The following is a 17,278-nucleotide window of genomic DNA, read 5'->3' as shown; positions in this document are numbered from 1 at the left end:
CAGCGTAAACAGGGTATAAACGGCGCTTCGATTAACGCGCGTTAACTGTTTTTGTCATCCGGCAGCTCAATCACGAAGGCTGCCCCTTCAATACTGGCTTTTTCCACGTAAATACGACCACCGTAACAGGTGACGATATCGTGGCAGACAGACAGACCAATCCCTTGTCCCGGATTGCGCTGATCCGCACGGATCCCCCGCTGGAAGATGGCCTCCCGCATGTCATCACTGACACCGGGTCCGTCATCCTCGATGCGGATAATCAATTTTCCCTGTTGTTGCGCGGCGCTGAGCCGAATTTCACTGATGCAGAACCTGAAGGCGTTTTCCAGCAGATTTCCCAGCAGTTCCATCAAGTCGGTACGGTTCAGAGGGAGGCACAAGCCCGTACTGTACTGGCGTTTCAGTGTGACCTGTTTGGTGCTGTAAATCTTCTTCAGCATCCGCTCAAAGCTTTCCACGACAGGGTTGAGCAGAGTTTTATCTTTCTGCAGACCTTGCTGTCCCATCAAAGCGCGTTTTAACTGATACTGAACCAGATCGTCCATCTGGCTGATTTGCTCCAGCATGCGGTGATTGAGATCGCAGCGGGGCAGGGAATGATCATCCAGCAAGGCATTGGCGGCGGCCAGGCGGGTTTTCAGGCTGTGCGCCAGATCGTCCATCGCGTGGCGGTAACGGGCGGTTTTGTCGTTACTGATCCGGATGAGTCGATTCAGTGACTGTGTCACGTCCTGCAACTCGGTAGGAAAGTCACTGTCCAGCTGCTCGCGTTTGGCATCCGTGACCTGATTGAGCTGAGTTGCCAGTTTTCGTAACGGCTGAAAGCTCCAGTGAAATGCGGCGATGAGAAAGGCAACGGCGATCAATACAAACAAGCCGAGATAGAGGGCAGTCCGGTTGTGAAGCCGGCTCAGAGACTGTTCATAGGCCGTGCCTGAGCGCAAAACAACCAACTGGTAAGCATTGCCATTTTCGCGGTCACGGCTGATATCGTAAGCGATATAGCTCTTCGTGTTGTCAGCCTTAACCAGAGTCGGGGTTTGCATGGCATCCGGCAGGCTGCTGCAAATACTGATCAGCCCTGCGGCTTTGGCCTCATCTGATAACCACATCGTATTATCATTGCGATCACAAAGTACCGACATGTAATCCGTCGCGGACGGATCCAAAGAGTCAATCCACTTATCAACGTCTTTGATCAATCCTGCCCGGTTCAGCTGAGCAACGACGAGTGGCATCTGGGCCACAAGATCCGTGGAATAGGCAGCCATGTAACTCTGGCTGTAGAGCTCATTGATCACCCAGGCCAGGGCCGATGTAATCAGGGCAATGATCGCAATGGATGTGATCATGACCCGATGGCGCAACCGCGGGAGAATAGCCAGATTCATTGCGCGGTCAGCTCAAAGATGTATCCCTGACCGCGAATGGTCGAAATGGGATTATCCTGTCCGGTCTGGCTGATTTTTTTGCGCAGACGGCTGATCATGACCTCGATGGTATTCGGATCGCCTTCCTGATCTTCATACAACACGTCCAGCAGTCGCTGCTTGGAGACCACCTGGCGGCTGTGGCGCATCAGGTATTCCAGCAGTTCGTACTCAAAAGCGGTGAGGTCGAGCAGGCTTTCACTGACAAAAACCTGTTTCGCCAGCAGGTCAACCCGGATTTCTCCGGCGGTCATTTCGGGTTTGATGAATCCTGCACTGCGCCGAACCAGTGCACTTAGCCGGGCAACCAGCTCTTCTCTCTGGAAAGGTTTCACCAGATAATCATCGGCGCCGGCTTCCAACCCCGTGACTTTATCCTGCCAGTTAGACCGTGCTGTCAGAATCAGGATCGGCAGTCGTAAGCCTTTATCCCGGATTTCACGAATCAGACTGATACCGTCACGGTCGGGCAGACCTATATCGACGATAGCGACATCATTGGGGTAGTTATCAGCATAAAACAGGCCTTCTTCGGCCGTATTGGCACACTGAACTTGATTACCCAGCTCACTGAGCTGCGTTTTCAGATGGTGGCACAGGATCGGATCGTCTTCGACTATCAGGATGCGCATCATAATAAAGTTACCTGAAACTGTGGAATAGAGTTGCGAATACCAGAAAGCACGCTTTATAGCAAAGGGGCTGGCGGGTACAATTTTCACCGGTTAATTGTGAGAGATTATACCATCTATCATCTGAATCACGGCTGACTCTGCCAAATGCCAGTGTCAGCCGTATGGGGGAGGTGTTAACTGAGAATAATAATCAGCGTACCTGCGATTGTGAGCAGAACGTTCGCGATGGCGTAGGTGCCCGCATAGCCCAGAGCCGGAATCGTACTGCGGGCATGCTCATTGATCATGTCCATCGCCGGGGCGCAGGTACGGGCACCGATAATGGCACCGAACAGTAGTGCGCGGTTCATATCCAGTACGTACGCGCCGAAAAGGTAGGCGAGCATCACGGGAATCACGCTCACCATCATGCTGACCAGAAAGACACTCGGACCAATTTGCGTAATCGATTCAAACAGGTTAGAACCGGCACTCAGGCCAATACCGACCATAAACACCATCAAACCGAGATCCTTGGCCATATTGAGTGCCCCCTGAGGAACATAGCCGAACGTCGGGTGATTGGCCCGCAGGAAACCCAGGGAGATCCCGGCGAGCAACAGACCCGCGGCATTCCCCAGACCAAAGGTAATCTGGCCGAAGGTCATGGTAATGGAGCCGAACAGCAGCCCCATAATAAAGAAGCAGCAAAAGGCGAGAAGATCAGCAATCTGACTGTGGATAGAGATAAAGCCAATGCGCTCGGCCAGCCCCAGCACCCGGCTTTTCTCACCGCTGACCTGGAGGATGTCACCTTTATTGAGCAGAGTACTGTGGTCCATCGGCATTTCAATCTGCGCGCGTACCACACGGTTGAGAAAGCAGCCATATTCGGCCAGATTCAGCTCGGATAATCGCTTACCGGCAATATTGTCGTTCTTGACCACGATCTCTTCTTCTACAATGCGCAGATCGAGTAAATCACGGTCAAACACTTCTTTTCCGTTGCGGAAGCTGGGATCCAGACGTGCGTGACTGTCAGGATAACCCACCAAGGCTATCTCATCGCCTTCCTGCAGAATGGCATCACCATCCGGGTTGGCAAGAATACCGTGGCGACGAATACGTTCAATGTAGCAGCCCGTCTGGCGATAGATGCCCAGTTCACGCAGGTTACGGCCATCGATCCAGTCAATCAGTTCCGGTCCCACACGGTAGGCCCGTATGATAGGTAAGTAGACTTTGCGTTGTGAGGCGCCACCTATTCCACGCTCTTTCGCAATCTGTTGTGAAGATTCAGCCAGATCTTGCTTTTGCAGTTTGGGCATCAGCTTGGCCAGCAGTATCAGGCTGATCAGGCCAATCAGGTAAGACATGGCGTATCCGACACTCAGGCTGTCAATCAGGTCCTGAACAACCATAGGATCAGACAGATTCGACAAGCCGCCACTTAATGCATCTTTGGCACCGACCAGAACCGGCGTCGCGGTAAGAGAGCCTGCCATCAGGCCGGTCGCCAGGCCCAGATCCAGGTTCAGGTAGTGCGACATGGTCAGTGTGATCGTGATGGCCGATAACAGCACCACTAAAGCCAGCAATAAATAATGCTTACCATCCCGGAAAAAAATACCGAAGAAGTTTGGCCCGGCCTGAATGCCCACACAGAAGATGAATAGCATGAAGCCAATATTGAGGGCTTCAGCATCAAAGGTAAAACCGGCGTTACCGAAGAGCAGTGCAGTCAGGAGGACGCCAATGGAATTACCAATCTGCAACTTGGCGATACGAAGTTTTCCGACAGTAAGACCTACAGCGAGAACTACAAAGAGGAGCAGAATATCATTCTGGCGAAGCAGGTCAGCAATGTCGATGTTCACAACAAATTTTTCCGAAGTCAGCGCAATATACTAAAGATATGGTGCGGAATTTTATCTTAAACTCCTGCTATGCGATACCGATATTCGAGGTGCGCGACACAAAAAAAGGCTGATTAAACAGCCTTTTTGTCAACGAGTCACATTTGCGCAATTGAACTGTGATTATTGAAACAGTCCAAGGTTGTCTTTTGCGTACGCTTCGAAGTCTGTGCAGCCACCGATGTGCTGTTGATCAACGAAGATTTGAGGAACCGTTTCAACGGGCTTGCCCACGGTTTTTTCCAGGTCAGCCTTGGAAATGCCTTCTGCGTGAATATCCACGTAACGATAGTTGAAATCATCACGTTCTTCTTTCAGCTTGTCAGCCAAGTCTTTTGCACGTACACAGAAAGGGCAGCCAGGGCGACCAAAAATTACTACAAACATAAAGCTTCTCCTTTGTCTTGTGGCGCTACTATAACGTGAGTCTGTCGGTGGTGAAAGTCGGAATTATCAGTAGCATCAATAGAAAATTTCGATGGTTAGCGCTATTTACATCAGCAGCAAACCTGTTATGTCTGAGGTGAATACAATGAAAAAAGCCAGGCTGGACAGGCCTGGCTTTGGGCGGCAGTGGAGCAAGATGTTAGAAGTCGTAGCGGATAGCCATCGCCAGAACGTCTTCATTCCCGTCGATTTGATCAGCTTTGTACTCTGCGTAAGTACGTAGGTTTTTGTTGAATTTGTAGTAGGCACCAAGCACAAAATAGTCTTCGACATCTGACGTGGTGCCTGTATCGGCTTCCAGATAGTTGTAGACAGCCTGAGCAGAGAAGCCATTGCCAAAGTTATACCCCAGGACAACTTCGTAGCCGTCGTAATCAGTACCGGTTTCTGCGCCTGACTTGTCTTTCCAGTTTTCACCCATGCTGTACAGCAGAGCGGCATAGATGTTGTTGGCATCGTACGCGACAGACAGGCCTGTCACTTTTGCATCATCAGTACCGTCTTCACCTTCACCCTGGTTGTAACCAGCACCGAATTTAACACCGACTGGCAGAGCGTAAGAGGCGGCAAGACCGAAGGAGCTTGATGTGTCGCCATCGACCTGAGTCACCGCGTTGTTGTCCAGCTGGTAGCTCGCCTCAACGGCCAGGCCGTTAAACTCACCAGCGTATTTCAGCACTGAGCTTGCTTTACCTGTACCGAAACGGTCGGTCCCTGTACCACTTGCATCAGCACCGAATTCTTCCAGGGTATCGGTATAGTCAGAAATCAGTGTGTAAGCACCGTACTGGCGACCGTAGGTGGCTTCACCGAAGTTACCGCCCAGACCCGCATAAGCTTTACGTGTTTCAAGACCTTCGTCTTTAGAAGAGGCGTTCACTTCGGTTTCGTATACGCCAACACCGTAAAGGTCGTTGTTAATCTCTGACTTCGCTTTGGCACCGAAGCGGAAGTAGCTTTGATCGCCTTTTTCACTGTTATCATCCGAGCTGTAATACATCCCTACTGCACGGCCATACAAATCAACGGTTGCCCCATCCTTGTCATAAACGTTTGCAGCAACAGCTGAGCCAGAAACAAAAGCAGTAATCAATGCCGATGCTAAAACAGTTTTTTTCATTTCTTTTTCCCCTAAGTAGGTATCAAGTGCTTCATTGCTGTTTTGATGGGCTGCAGGATAGAAGGTGAATATGACAAAAAAATGTTGTTCAAAAGTCACTTTGATGAAAGCGGCTCATATTTATCAATAAATTAATGAACTTTTTACCTCTGTTGGCCCCTAAGATTGTTCAATCTCAGTCATCGGGTTGTTTATGGTAGAGTGCGTGAATTGCTCCCGGATAATCTCTGTTATTTACAAGCCACTGATGGGATTTTGAACTGAACAGCAGGATGAGAAAATGAATCAGACCATTGATACGATACTGGCACACCGTTCTATACGACGTTTTACCTCTGAACCTATTCAGGCGGATGTACTCTCGACCCTGCTTGATTGTGCAATTGCTGCGTCGTCTTCCAGCTTTATCCAGTGCGTGAGCGTGATACGGGTGGCTGATACAGACAAACGGACTCAGTTGGCTCATCTGGCTGGTGATCAACCTTATGTGGCTTCTGCCGCAGAGTTTTTAGTGTTCTGTGTTGATTTCCACCGTCATTTGCAAATTCATCCTGAAGCTCAGCTTGGTTTTACTGAGCAAACGCTGATTGGTGCCGTTGATGCCGCGCTCATGGCACAAAATTGTTTGTTAGCGGCTGAATCTTTGGGGTTGGGGGGCGTTTATATTGGCGGGATTAGAAATAATCCGGCAGAGGTGGCTGCATTGCTTGATATGCCTAAGCATGTCATGCCCGTCTTTGGTTTGTGTCTGGGCTATCCGGATCAAAATCCTGAAGCTAAGCCACGTTTGCCGCAGTCTTTGGTGATTCACCAAAACAGCTATCAGCAGGAACTGGATCGCCATCAACTGGCAGAATACGATGAAAAAGTGCGCCAATATTACCAGTCGCGAACTGGCGGCAATAAAGACATGAGCTGGTCAGAACAGATCACCGCGACCTTAACCAAAGAAGCCCGGCCCTTCATGAAGGATTTCCTTATCAGTAAAGGCTTTAGTACCAAGTAGGCTTCAGTTAAACTATTTGAGTATTCACTCATTTATTATCAGACCGATTTGTATAAACGGCCACTTTCTGCTTGTAATTTAACAAGAAAGTGGCCAAATCGAGCACTTAGCATGCCGATGCTGGAGGGGATTGTCATTTCATACTGGTAGGACTTCTGCCGCTTTACAGACATAGCTTTCCATCATAGTGAGTGGATTGGCTGTAAAATCAAATTATTACGGAATTTTTTATGAAAAGAACGGGCCTTTCAGCCCTGGTGGTATTGTTTGCCCTGTTATTGGGTGCTTGCTCAAGCACACCTGAAATGAGTGAGTCGGATACTGCGATCTCTGAACAGGGAGAATTTCAGCGGGTTGTGTCTGCTTACCGGCACTGGCAGCAGTCACTGCAACATACCAGCGAACTGGCCATCTATTCACCGGATGTTTATCAGCTCATGATAACCAGCTGGGAAAATGCAGAAAAAATTTATCAAGAGATCACCGCAACGCCGTCGACGGCTTATAAAAGTTACTCTTTGTTTTCTTCTACGACTTATTTACAGCAGATACAGTCAGAGCTGAATCAGGTTGAAGTTTCTTTGAATCAATTGAAGCAGTTACAGAAGGTCGCCGATGATGTTCTGTCTCCAGCCATCACTCAGATGCAGTATCTGGATTCTCTGGATGCCAGGCAGTATTACCGAAGTGAGTACACACGCTTGCATCGGCTGTATGCCAGCCTGTTTACCTTGGTAGAAGATGATGAACTGAGTGATGCGAGAGAGGAGCAGGATGAGTTTCTTTTGCGTAGCCACAGCCTGGAAGTCAAGACGATCAAGAAAATCTACATTGCGCCGCTGGAAGCCATGATGATTGAACTGCGTCGTCAGGATGTGAATGACTATGCGCCAAACAGCTATGCGCAAATTGAGCAGCGTATCGAAGCCGGCAAGGCATTAATCGAACGTACCCCCCGCGATCTTGATGCCATCCAGCAGGCGGCGAGTGCGGTACAGTTTGAGCTTGCCCACGCTCAGCATATTTCGCTGGAAGTTCAGCGCTTACGAGATTTAAGTAAAGATGATTACGAGTCATATATTCTGGATTTCGAAAATAAGCTGCTGAGAATTTCCAAGGCTTTAAAAGAAGAAGACTTGCGTGATCAGCCCATTCAGGAGCAGGCCAGATTAATCATTGATGGCGCTATTCATGCCAGAGAGGCTAGGGCCAGCGATCCGCCGGCAGATGAGGTGCTGAAGGATAAAGACAAGTATATCCGCGACCTCAATGCATTGGTCATGAGCCAGCAGCGTCAGATCAGCCTGCTACAGTCTAAGCTGTCTGTCAGCCAGGAGACACTGCCATCCGCGCCTTTACCGGCGTCGAGCGAAGCATCTGACTCCAGTGTCACCTTGACTGAGCCGCAGAAGGATACTGGTGAAACCGGATCTGCCGTTATGCAGTAAAGCGTCTGCCATACGGGTACACAGAAGCGAAAAGCCGCTGCCAGGGTAGCGGCTTTTTTTGTATACAATTTACGCACTGATTGTTTGAGAACACCATAACTCCTTTTTCCTGGCCACTTGTCTCAGGCCATGAACGCAGCGATTTATGCTGCATCATTCCTGCCTTTTTATCATCGATTCGCTGTTTCTATGATCAATGTTCACAGGCATCAGACGGATAATGATGTATTTTGTTACATCTTTAGCTGGTTTTGAGATATTTTTTAGATTTACTTTTATTTGGTTAATCATGCTTTTTTGTCTGATGGTTGGTTTTTGTACGGCTGAGACATTGTTTTCCCTCAGGACATAGATTAGAATTCGCGCCGCGCTAGATTGCGCAATTATTTTAATTAATGTCACTTTTATTTAAATTTTCCTGTAGGGGAATAAAATGTCTACGAATTTTGCAAATCCAGCACCTCTGGGATTGATGGGCTTTGGTATGACCACCATTTTGCTGAACATCCACAATGCAGGCTTTTTCCCATTGAACTCAATGATTCTGGCTATGGGGATTTTTTATGGCGGTCTGGCTCAAATCCTTGTCGGCATGATGTGTTTTAAGCGTGGTGACACATTCGGTACGACCTCTTTCACCTCTTACGGTCTGTTCTGGTTGACCCTGGTTGGTCTGATTGTGATGCCGTACATGGGGTTGCCTGCCGCACCTGCAGAGTTCATGGCATGGTATCTGCTGCTGTGGGGCGTATTTACGGCGTTTATGTTTGTCGGTTCACTGAACTACCCACGCGCCAAGCAATTTGTCTTTGCCTCTTTGACTGTGTTGTTCTTCCTGCTGGCAGCCCGCGATTTCACCGGCAGCGCCCTGATTGGCACCATTGCGGGTTTTGAAGGCATCATCTGTGGCGCGAGTGCGATTTATTTTGCGATGGCTCAGGTACTGAACCATGAGTTTGGCCGGACTATCCTGCCAATCGGCGAGCGCAAAGTGGCTGCTGTGGAGCCTCTGAAAGCAGCTGCTTAATTTTTCAATTCTATATTTACTGCTTACCCCGTGCCGTCAGGTACGGGGTTTTTTTATGCCGGTTTCCGGCTCAGGTAGTTGTATCGCATTGCGATGAATGAAGCAGGCCCCCTTAGCCTGGCTGCGCAATATAGCAGTGGGGTGAGCGCGTTGTCAGCAAGTGCGGCAAATTAGTAGGTGGGGAAGCCGAGGCTGTAGGACAAAAAGACAGATAGGCAGATAGACAGAGCATAAAAAAGGAGGCTTAAGCCTCCTTTCACGGATCAATCTGGCCACCCTTTTGGGATTAGCAGATCACTTTAATCGCCAGACCACCCTGAGAGGTTTCACGGTACTTGGCATTCATGTCTTTACCGGTTTCCAGCATGGTCTCGATCACTTTATCCAGTGATACCCGAGGCTCGGAAGCACGACGCAATGCCATACGGGAAGCATTGATGGATTTAACGGCTGCGATACCGTTCCGCTCGATACAAGGAACCTGTACCTGGCCGGCAACCGGGTCACAGGTCAGACCCAGGTTATGTTCCATCGCAATTTCTGCTGCCATACAGACCTGCTCAGGGCTCGCGCCCATCAGCTCTGCCAGACCGGCTGCTGCCATTGAACAGGCCACGCCCACTTCACCCTGACAGCCAACTTCTGCGCCAGAGATAGAAGCATTACGCTTATACAGACCGCCGATTGCACCGGAAGCGGCGAAGTAACGGATATACTCTTTCTCGCTGACCGGCTGAATGAACTTATCATAGTAAGCCAGTACCGCAGGGATGATACCGCAAGCGCCATTCGTGGGTGCTGTCACTACCCGGCCACCTGCTGCGTTTTCTTCATTCACAGCAAAGGCGTACATGTTCACCCAGTCAACCACTGTCATCGGGTCAGTGTTGGTACGCTCCGAAGTAATCAGCTGCTGGCGCAGTGCCGCTGCACGACGAGGCACACGTAGTGGGCCAGGCAGAATGCCTTCTTCGTTCATGCCACGCTCCATGCAGTCCTGCATGGTTTTCCAGATTTTAGCGAAGTAATCTTTAATTTCGTCTTCTGTGTTCATGGCACGTTGGTTTGCCATGACGATAGAGCTCATGGAGCGACCGCTTTCTTTGCAGTGCTGAACCAGCTCTTGTGCCGAGGTAAACGGGTAGGGGACTTTGATTTCAGATTCTTCTTCTTTACCGAAGTTTTCTTCATCAACAATGAAGCCGCCACCGATAGAGTAGTAAGTTTTGCTGTAAATTTTGTCTTCACCAGCCCATGCATGAATACTCATGCCATTCTCGTGCAGGGATAGGTTGGTGTTATGAAAATTCATTCCGCCATCACGTGGGAAATCAACGGTGTGAATATTACCTGCAATTGGAAGACGCTCGGTTTCACCAACGCTGGCGATAAACCCAGGGATGCTGTCGATATCAACAGTTTCAGGGCTGTTGCCAGCCAGGCCCATGATAATGGCAATGTCTGTGTGGTGGCCTTTACCTGTCAGAGACAAAGAGCCATACACATCAACGGTGACTTTTGTCACATCATTGATTTTGCCCATTTCACGCAGGTTATCGACAAACTCTTTACCTGCTTTCATCGGACCTACAGTGTGCGAACTGGAAGGACCCACACCAATTTTGAAGATATCAAAAATACTGATCATGCGTAGTACCTCAGTCGGGGAAGCGATCTTGCCTCGGCCCGGGACTGTTATCTTTTTATGAACTCCCGCCCCTTCCTTGGCGAGTATAGTCAAAACAAAAGAGCAGGTGCTGAAAGCTCCCCTGCTCTTAAGTATCGGTTCTTTTACGTATTTTGTCAGTAATGCTGTACAGGCGAGAGGTTAGAAAAACAGCCCGTACATAATGGCTGAAATCGCAATCAGGCCCATGAGTGTGACAAATACGTTGCTTACCGCGCCCTTGTACTTCTGCATTGCCGGTACTTTATGTACAGCATACATAGGCATCAGGAACAAGATTGTCGCAATAATCGGGCCGCCTAATGTTTCAATCATCCCCAGAATACTAGGATTAACTGTCGCGACCAACCAGATAGTAGCAATCATGAAGACAACGGTAAATTTGTCAATATTCTTTTCGTTAACTTGCTTACCAGCCGACTTTAATTGTTTAGAAACTAGACCATTCAGACCTTCTCGCGCACCCAGATAATGACCGAAGAAAGAGGAAACGATAGCCACAAATGCTACAACCGGACCCAGGTACGAAATAAATGGGCTGTCATGTTTGTTGGCCAGGTAAGACAGAATCGCCAGGTTTTCCGCTTTCGCTTGTGCCAGATCCTGAGGGCTCAGGCTCAGTACGCACGAGAACACGAAGAACATCACAAAGCCCAGCAGCATAACGGCAGATCGCGCCAGAATGCGGGACGCTTTCTCTTCTGCCTGCTCGCCATGTTCGCGCGCTTGTGCTTGCGAGAAAGCCGAGATAATCGGGCTGTGGTTAAACGAAAAGACCAGAACAGGGATGGTAATCCACAAGGTGACCGCAAAATCACCCAGTGAAGGCATGGTGCTCAGGCTGACGGAAGACAGGTTCCACTCGGGGATCAGATATACCGACATAAACAGCAAAATGCCCACCAGCGGGTAAACCAGAAACTGAGTGACTTTCAGCATCAGTTTTTCACCGGCAATCATGACGGACATCATGCCCAGAATCAAAATGATCGACAGTAAAGCCCGTGGCATAGAATCCATGCCAAGCTGGTTGACCATGAAAGAATCGACAGTATTGGTGATACCGACACCGTAAATCAGCACAATCGGGTAAATAGCAAAGAAGTAGAGCAGGGTGATTAATTTACCGGCACGGGCACCAAAATGTTCTTCCACCACTTCAGTAATGTCACTGCCGGGCTTTGCGGAAGACAGGACAAAACGCGCCAGACCGCGGTGCGCGAAGTAAGTCATCGGGCCAATCAGCAGTGTCATCGCCAGCAGTGGCCAGAAGCCGCTCATACCCGCGTTGATGGGCAGAAACAGGATACCGGCACCAACTGCGGTACCAAAAAGAGAAAGCACCCAGGTCGTATCTTGTGCGGTCCAGCGGCTTTTGGCAGCAGCGGAGGCAGCAGATACAGATGCAGTTTTCGTTTGCATAAGTTAGTCCAACATTTAATAGGGAACAGGAACCGGGGTATTTTCGCTTATTTAAGGCGTGAAAAAATGATCTGTGAAAAAACTCGCTCACTATTTAACATTTGTTGCAAGGAAATGAGAGTTTGATCACCAAAGGAGTGGCAGTTTGTGTCTCAGGTGGTGAAAGGTTCAGCGATTGTCGACCCAGATTTGATGTGACAGGGCTTTGACTATCTGAGCCGTTGCGCCCCAGATGGAATATTCCTGATAGGGGATGGCATAAATGGTGTGTTCTTTACCTTTGAAGGTAAAACGCTGGGTGCGCATATTACGGGGATTGAGCAAGAAGGTGACCGGGACTTCAAAGATGCTGTCGACTTCGTTGGGATCGAGCACGGGCCGGTAGCTGGCGGCAACTGTCGCTAAAAACGGTGTCACCATATAACCGCTGAGCGTCGGGAGGGCCGGCAATGTGCCCAGAATGTCTTTTTTATCACACAGAATGCCGATCTCTTCCTGTGTTTCCCGAATCGCGGTATTGATGAGTTCGCCATCTTCTGTTTCAAAGCGCCCGCCCGGAAAGGCGACCTGTCCTGGGTGGTGTTTCAGATGGTTTGCCCGCCGTGTCAGGATCACATGATAGCCGTCAGGTCTTGCCACCAGAGGGATCATCACGGCTGCCGGTTTCAAGCGGCTGCTGTTTGGCAACAATTGCTGGATGCGTCTCTGATGGCTGCGATCATACTGACCTGGCTGCGCAAGCAGGAAGCGACTGAGCATGTGATGCTGAACTAACATGTGGACTCTCTGGTGGCGCCCCCTCCCGGCAATTTATTGAGGGTCTGTTATAAGATTGGCAGAATTTTGCTCAGCTTGTCCAGCGTTTCCTGGTATTCACTCTGAGCCTCACTGTCGGCCACCACGCCGCCGCCGGCCCAGGCATAAATCTGCTTCTCTGCTGCAATCAGGGTCCGGATTGTGATGCTGGTATCCATCTGGCCACAACGACTGATGTAACCAATACTGCCGCAGTACACGCTGCGTCTGTGCGGCTCCAGCTCTTCGATGATTTCCATGGCGCGAACTTTCGGCGCCCCCGTGATAGAACCGCCAGGAAAACAAGCTCTGAGCAGATCCGTTGCACAATAGTGAGCAGGGTCCATGTCCGCCGTGACTGTGCTGACTAAGTGATGCACGGCCGGAAAGCTTTCAATGGCAAACAGGCTGGGGACACGCACCGTTCCCGGTGATGCCACCCGGCCGATGTCATTGCGCAGCAAATCGACGATCATCAAATTCTCTGCCCTGTCTTTATCTGCGTGTTTCAGATCATCGGCATTGGCCTGATCGGTGACCGGATCGGCAGAGCGCGGGCGGGTGCCTTTGATCGGCTTGGTTTCAATCTTATTGTCTTTGAGTTTCAGAAAACGCTCCGGCGACACAGACAATACCGCAGCCTGATCAAGACGAATAAAGGCTGAAAATGGCGCGCCATTCTGGCTTTCCAGTTTCCGGTAAGCCTGCCATTCATCGCCCTGATAACCGGCGTTGAAACGCTGGGCGAGATTAATCTGATAACAGTCGCCCGCAGTCAGGTAATCCTGCACCTGATTAAATTTCCGGGTATAGCTGTCGAGCGTCATATTGGCCTGCCACTCAGTGGTCAGCCGAAAGGGGTCGCTCTGTTCAGACTGAGAGGCGCGCTGTGCCTGAAGCCACTGCAGTCGCGCTGAGGTATCTGGCGCCACTAGAGTAAGCTGGCGGGTCTGGTGGTCAGCAATCAGCGCCCAGTCATATAAGCCCACCGCCATATCCGGCGCCTTGATATCCTGAATGGCCAGGGCCGGTATCTTTTCGACCTGTCGGCCCAGATCGTAAGCAAAATACCCCACAGCACCACCGGTAAAAGGCAGATCATCGATGGCCGGACAGGGGGTAACAATTCAGACTGCAGCGCGTGCAACAATGAAAAGGGGTCTTGATCTGAGCTGCGTTGCTGGCCGGTTGCCTGAGTGATCACACTGATACCGTCGCGGGTTTCTATGGTCGCCAGCGGGCTGGCAACCAGAATGTCATAACGATTGTCAGGGTGGCCTTGCGCCGCTGAGCGCAGCAGCATCGCCCAGGGGGAGGCAGACAGTGGTTCGAACCAGTCCAGAACAGCATCCTGGCTATAGTCCAGATGCATCACCTGGAGTTGAGAGGCAGCAGAATATTTCATTTTCTTTTTGTGACAGGTGTTCGATTGGCGCATAGCGCGAGATTGCGGGCAAGAGTATCATAACCTCGGAAATAAATACGACGTCTGTACCGCGACTTTTCCGGTGCATTGATGATTCAGCTCAAGATTTCGGTCTGCCTCTGACACCCTACCACGCATAAGGTCTGGGTCAGGCCCGTCAATTTGCAGGCGCGTATACGACAATAAGCAACGAGGGCAATTATGACCGTCATCCGTAAAGAAGATGTGATCAGCAGTGTGGCAGACGCGCTGCAATACATTTCCTACTACCATCCGCTGGATTTTGTGCAGGCGCTTGAAAAGGCATACCACAAAGAGCAGAGCCAGGCTGCGAAAGATGCCATGGCACAGATTCTGATTAACTCTCGTATGTCCGCCGAAGGCCATCGTCCGATTTGCCAGGACACAGGTATTGTGACCTGTTTCGTGAAAATTGGTATGAACGTACAGTGGGAGAGCGATCTGACCGTTCAGGAAATGATCGATGAAGGCGTGCGTCAGGCGTACAACAACCCGATCAACCCTCTGCGGGCATCAGTTGTTGCGGATCCTGCAGGAGCGCGCATCAACACTAAAGATAATGCCCCTGCAGTTGTCCATATTGATATGGTCCCGGGTAACGAAGTGGAAATTCAGCTGGCGGCCAAAGGTGGCGGCTCAGAGAACAAAACCAAAATGGTGATGCTGAACCCGTCGGATGATATTGCCGAGTGGGTTGAAAAGACGGTTCCTCTGATGGGCGCGGGCTGGTGTCCGCCGGGTATGCTCGGCATCGGTATCGGCGGCACGGCTGAAAAAGCCGCGGTACTGGCGAAAGAGTCGCTGATGGAAGCGGTTGATATTCATGAGCTGATCGAGCGCGGCCCGCAAAATGCGGAAGAGAAACTGCGTCTGGATATCTATGAGCGTGTCAACAAGCTGGGTATCGGTGCTCAGGGCCTTGGTGGCATGACAACCGTGCTGGATATCAAAATCAAGACAGCGCCAACGCATGCGGCCTCTAAACCTGTGTGCATGATTCCGAACTGCGCGGCCACCCGCCATGTGCATTTCACTCTGGACGGCAGTGGCCCGGCAGAGCTGACACCGCCTAAGCTGGAAGACTGGCCGGAAGTGACCTGGGAAGTGGGCCAGAATGTGCGTCGTGTTAATGTCGACAACATCACCAAAGAAGAAATTCAGCAATGGAAGTCCGGTGAAACTGTGCTGTTGTCCGGTAAAATCCTGACCGGCCGTGATGCGGCCCATAAGCGTATTCAGGAAATGCTGAACAGCGGACAGGGCCTGCCCGATGGTGTCGATTTCAACAACCGCTTCATCTATTACGTCGGCCCTGTGGATGCCGTGGGCGACGAAGCTGTGGGTCCTGCCGGTCCGACAACGTCCACGCGTATGGACAAATTTACCGACATGATGCTGGCTGAAACCGGCCTGATTGGCATGATCGGTAAAGCAGAGCGTGGCCCTGTGGCGATTGAATCAATTAAAAATCACAAGGCTGTGTACTTGATGGCTGTTGGCGGCGCGGCGTATCTGGTGGCGAAAGCGATCAAGAAATCGCGCGTTGTGGCATTTGAAGATCTGGGCATGGAAGCTATCTACGAATTTGAAGTGCAGGATATGCCTGTCACGGTCGCCGTCGATTCAGACGGTGTGAATGCGCACCAGACCGGCCCGGATATCTGGAAAGTCAAAATCGCTGAAATGGATGCGTAACACGCTCAAGTGGTATCTGCTGAAACAATTTGAAATAAAAAGGAGCCGTTTGGCTCCTTTTTTTGAACTGGTTTAACCTTTGATTAAGGATAGAAACAATAAAATGGCACTTTTTTGCTATGTTAGCGAAAAGGCAGCATGAAAAATGTTGAATAAATCAGACGTATTGAATTGGAGAGGCATTGAATGAGGTTCACTCTGCTGGCCCTGACGCTGTCGGTGAGCATGCTCACCGGTTGCAGTGAGGAAACAAAATCTGTGCCCGAACCTGTCTCCCGACCGGTGAAGTTGTTAACTGTTGAGGTGGGTGGCAGTCAGAGTTATCGGACATTTCCAGCTCAGGTAGAAGCCGGCGATAAAGCGGTGCTGGCATTCAGGGTCTCGGGAGTGTTGGAAAGTGTGGATGTACGCGATGGCGAAGCCGTGAGAAAAGGCCAGCGTCTGGCAAAGCTGAAAACCGATGAGCTGACCTTGCTGGTCGAACAGGCCAAAGCCAATTACAACCTTGCGCAGGTTCAGTACAAACGAAATGCGGAATTGCTGAAAACTAATGTCGTGTCCGAACTGGATTTTGACCAGTCAACGGCAGCCAGAAATCAGGCCAGAGCAGAATTAGATAAACAGGAAGCTAACCTGAAATATGCCACCCTGGTTGCACCTTATGATGGTGTCGTGTCTATTACGATGGCCAACAATTATGAATATGTTTCAGCGAAACAACCTGTGATGCATATTCAGAGTGAAGGATTGTTGAATGTGAGTTTCCAACTCCCGCAACAGTTACTCTCGCGCACGAGATCCAGCGATGAGCGTTCTGCTCAGGTGATCTTCGATACCATCCCCGATCAGGTGTTTCAGGCGAGTCTGAAGGAAATTGACACTGAAGCGGATACCAAAACGTCCAGTTACCAGGTCAAGCTCACCATGGAAAAACCCGTTGATCAAAATCTGCTTCCCGGCATGGCAGCGCAAGTGAAAATTGCGTTACCGCAAACCGGCGCCGGTTCATTACCAGCGCGGGCGATTGTGAAGGAGAACGGCAGCACTTATGTATGGCGGGTGGCTGACGATGGCAAAGTCAGCAAAGTTGAAGTGGTGCTGGATGAACAATCCCGTGTGGTCAGTGGGTTAGAAGATGGTGCGGTGATTGCTGCGTCTGGTGTGACTGAGCTGAAAGAAGGCCAGGTCGTGCGTGAATGGGTGAAGGAGCGGGGTCTCTGA

At 50.3% G+C, this 17,278-nt stretch carries 14 protein-coding genes and 1 pseudogene; 5 read left to right on the top strand and 10 right to left on the bottom strand.

Annotated elements, in window-relative coordinates:
* Positions 1 to 41 precede the first annotated feature (41 nt).
* From P4S53_RS18290 to P4S53_RS18270, 5 genes are all read right to left on the bottom strand, one after another.
* Positions 42 to 1,394, bottom strand: a complete 1,353-nt coding sequence (locus P4S53_RS18290; RefSeq protein WP_337113809.1) for an ATP-binding protein — start codon at positions 1,392 to 1,394, stop codon at positions 42 to 44.
* A complete protein-coding gene (locus P4S53_RS18285) occupies positions 1,391 to 2,065 on the bottom strand; it encodes a response regulator (protein ID WP_027253340.1) in 675 nt (224 codons plus the stop codon). Before P4S53_RS18285 ends, P4S53_RS18290 begins: the two co-directional genes overlap by 4 nt.
* Positions 2,066 to 2,241: 176 nt before the next feature.
* On the bottom strand, positions 2,242 to 3,924 hold the full coding sequence (locus P4S53_RS18280; protein ID WP_337113808.1) for an aspartate:alanine antiporter: 1,683 nt from the start codon (positions 3,922 to 3,924) through the stop codon (positions 2,242 to 2,244).
* A 162-nt stretch (positions 3,925 to 4,086) separates the two neighbouring features.
* Entirely contained in the window at positions 4,087 to 4,350 is a 264-nt protein-coding gene (locus P4S53_RS18275) for a GrxA family glutaredoxin (protein ID WP_027253338.1), read from the bottom strand.
* 199 nt (positions 4,351 to 4,549) lie between these two features.
* Positions 4,550 to 5,530 (bottom strand): porin, encoded by a 981-nt coding sequence (locus tag P4S53_RS18270; protein WP_337113807.1) that lies wholly within the window; start codon positions 5,528 to 5,530, stop codon positions 4,550 to 4,552.
* A 280-nt stretch (positions 5,531 to 5,810) separates the two neighbouring features.
* Here P4S53_RS18270 and nfsA point away from each other — a divergent pair, with 280 nt between their 5' ends.
* Together nfsA and P4S53_RS18260 are read left to right on the top strand one after the other, a co-directional pair.
* On the top strand, positions 5,811 to 6,536 hold the full coding sequence (gene nfsA, locus P4S53_RS18265; RefSeq protein ID WP_337113806.1) for an oxygen-insensitive NADPH nitroreductase: 726 nt from the start codon (positions 5,811 to 5,813) through the stop codon (positions 6,534 to 6,536).
* Between the two features lie 230 nt (positions 6,537 to 6,766).
* Positions 6,767 to 7,984, top strand: coding sequence for a hypothetical protein (locus tag P4S53_RS18260; protein ID WP_337113805.1), 1,218 nt, complete (start codon positions 6,767 to 6,769; stop codon positions 7,982 to 7,984).
* A gap of 153 nt (positions 7,985 to 8,137) precedes the next feature.
* On the opposite strand, the gene P4S53_RS18255 is transcribed toward P4S53_RS18260, so the two are convergent.
* Positions 8,138 to 8,386 (bottom strand): hypothetical protein, encoded by a 249-nt coding sequence (locus P4S53_RS18255; protein ID WP_337113804.1) that lies wholly within the window; start codon positions 8,384 to 8,386, stop codon positions 8,138 to 8,140.
* A 31-nt stretch (positions 8,387 to 8,417) separates the two neighbouring features.
* On the opposite strand from P4S53_RS18255, the gene P4S53_RS18250 reads away from it, so the two are divergent.
* Positions 8,418 to 9,011 (top strand): acetate uptake transporter, encoded by a 594-nt coding sequence (locus P4S53_RS18250; RefSeq protein WP_120511152.1) that lies wholly within the window; start codon positions 8,418 to 8,420, stop codon positions 9,009 to 9,011.
* Between the two features lie 286 nt (positions 9,012 to 9,297).
* On the opposite strand, the gene P4S53_RS18245 is transcribed toward P4S53_RS18250, so the two are convergent.
* The 4 genes and pseudogenes from P4S53_RS18245 to pabB form a co-directional block, all read right to left on the bottom strand.
* Entirely contained in the window at positions 9,298 to 10,659 is a 1,362-nt protein-coding gene (locus tag P4S53_RS18245; RefSeq protein WP_337113803.1) for an L-serine ammonia-lyase, read from the bottom strand.
* A 180-nt stretch (positions 10,660 to 10,839) separates the two neighbouring features.
* Positions 10,840 to 12,120, bottom strand: coding sequence for a serine/threonine transporter (locus tag P4S53_RS18240; protein WP_337113802.1), 1,281 nt, complete (start codon positions 12,118 to 12,120; stop codon positions 10,840 to 10,842).
* Between the two features lie 168 nt (positions 12,121 to 12,288).
* Positions 12,289 to 12,897, bottom strand: a complete 609-nt coding sequence (locus P4S53_RS18235) for a CoA pyrophosphatase (RefSeq protein WP_337113801.1) — start codon at positions 12,895 to 12,897, stop codon at positions 12,289 to 12,291.
* A gap of 47 nt (positions 12,898 to 12,944) precedes the next feature.
* Positions 12,945 to 14,320: pseudogene (pabB, locus tag P4S53_RS18230) on the bottom strand (aminodeoxychorismate synthase component 1).
* A gap of 222 nt (positions 14,321 to 14,542) precedes the next feature.
* Between pabB and P4S53_RS18225 the strand changes: the two are divergent.
* Positions 14,543 to 16,057: a fumarate hydratase gene (locus tag P4S53_RS18225; RefSeq protein ID WP_337113800.1), complete on the top strand. Its 1,515-nt coding sequence runs from the start codon at positions 14,543 to 14,545 to the stop codon at positions 16,055 to 16,057.
* Between the two features lie 186 nt (positions 16,058 to 16,243).
* Complete coding sequence (locus P4S53_RS18220) at positions 16,244 to 17,278, top strand: efflux RND transporter periplasmic adaptor subunit (RefSeq protein WP_337113799.1); 1,035 nt, start codon at positions 16,244 to 16,246, stop codon at positions 17,276 to 17,278.

The sequence above is a fragment of the Photobacterium sp. Hal280 genome (genome assembly GCF_037162255.1).
GTDB lineage: Bacteria > Pseudomonadota > Gammaproteobacteria > Enterobacterales > Vibrionaceae > Photobacterium.
The sequence above is the reverse complement of the archived record's forward strand: the minus strand, read 5'-3'. Positions and strand labels throughout refer to the sequence as shown.

Excerpts from the sequence above, each read along its gene's own strand:
- P4S53_RS18290 (WP_337113809.1), bottom strand. The coding sequence starts at position 1,394 with ATGAATCTGGCTATTCTCCCGCGGTTGCGCCATCGGGTCATGATCACA.
- P4S53_RS18285 (WP_027253340.1), bottom strand. The coding sequence starts at position 2,065 with ATGCGCATCCTGATAGTCGAAGACGATCCGATCCTGTGCCACCATCTG.
- P4S53_RS18275 (WP_027253338.1), bottom strand. The coding sequence starts at position 4,350 with ATGTTTGTAGTAATTTTTGGTCGCCCTGGCTGCCCTTTCTGTGTACGT.
- P4S53_RS18270 (WP_337113807.1), bottom strand. The coding sequence starts at position 5,530 with ATGAAAAAAACTGTTTTAGCATCGGCATTGATTACTGCTTTTGTTTCT.
- nfsA (WP_337113806.1), top strand. The coding sequence starts at position 5,811 with ATGAATCAGACCATTGATACGATACTGGCACACCGTTCTATACGACGT.
- P4S53_RS18260 (WP_337113805.1), top strand. The coding sequence starts at position 6,767 with ATGAAAAGAACGGGCCTTTCAGCCCTGGTGGTATTGTTTGCCCTGTTA.
- P4S53_RS18250 (WP_120511152.1), top strand. The coding sequence starts at position 8,418 with ATGTCTACGAATTTTGCAAATCCAGCACCTCTGGGATTGATGGGCTTT.
- P4S53_RS18245 (WP_337113803.1), bottom strand. The coding sequence starts at position 10,659 with ATGATCAGTATTTTTGATATCTTCAAAATTGGTGTGGGTCCTTCCAGT.
- P4S53_RS18240 (WP_337113802.1), bottom strand. The coding sequence starts at position 12,120 with ATGCAAACGAAAACTGCATCTGTATCTGCTGCCTCCGCTGCTGCCAAA.
- P4S53_RS18235 (WP_337113801.1), bottom strand. The coding sequence starts at position 12,897 with ATGTTAGTTCAGCATCACATGCTCAGTCGCTTCCTGCTTGCGCAGCCA.
- P4S53_RS18225 (WP_337113800.1), top strand. The coding sequence starts at position 14,543 with ATGACCGTCATCCGTAAAGAAGATGTGATCAGCAGTGTGGCAGACGCG.
- P4S53_RS18220 (WP_337113799.1), top strand. The coding sequence starts at position 16,244 with ATGAGGTTCACTCTGCTGGCCCTGACGCTGTCGGTGAGCATGCTCACC.